Here is a 356-nt window from a genome sequence, read left to right as displayed (position 1 = left end):
GGTCGAGCGCCGCCAGGGCACGTTCGAACCGGTCCACCGCCTCGTGCGGGGGAGGCGGCGACCACCGCCAGCCGCATCGGCCGGCCGCGTACCTCGCCGGCCAGAGCGCCGGCCAGGTCGGTCAGCTCGCCGTACGACAGCCGGGCCAGCGGATCCAGCAGCGCGGCCACCCGTTCCCGCAGCGCCACCGGGTCGGCCGCGTCGAGCAGCAGCAGCTCGGCGTCCTGGGTGTGCCGGGCCAGCCGCAGCTGCTGCCGCCGGACACGTTCCGGCACGGCGGACGGGCCGGCCTCCAGCACCAGGTGGGTGTTGATCCCGCCGAAGCCCATCGCGGTGACCCCGGCGCGCAGCGGCGC

At 77.5% G+C, this 356-nt stretch carries 1 protein-coding gene; it reads right to left on the bottom strand.

The features are described 5' to 3' along the window. Positions 1-356, bottom strand: a 356-nt coding sequence (locus tag MCBG_RS32965) for a hypothetical protein (protein WP_043325266.1), incomplete at both ends; no start/stop codon positions are given.

The sequence above is a fragment of the Micromonospora sp. M42 genome, assembly GCF_000568915.1.
In the GTDB taxonomy this organism is placed as follows: domain Bacteria; phylum Actinomycetota; class Actinomycetes; order Mycobacteriales; family Micromonosporaceae; genus Micromonospora; species Micromonospora chalcea.
The sequence above is the reverse complement of the archived record's forward strand: the minus strand, read 5'-3'. Positions and strand labels throughout refer to the sequence as shown.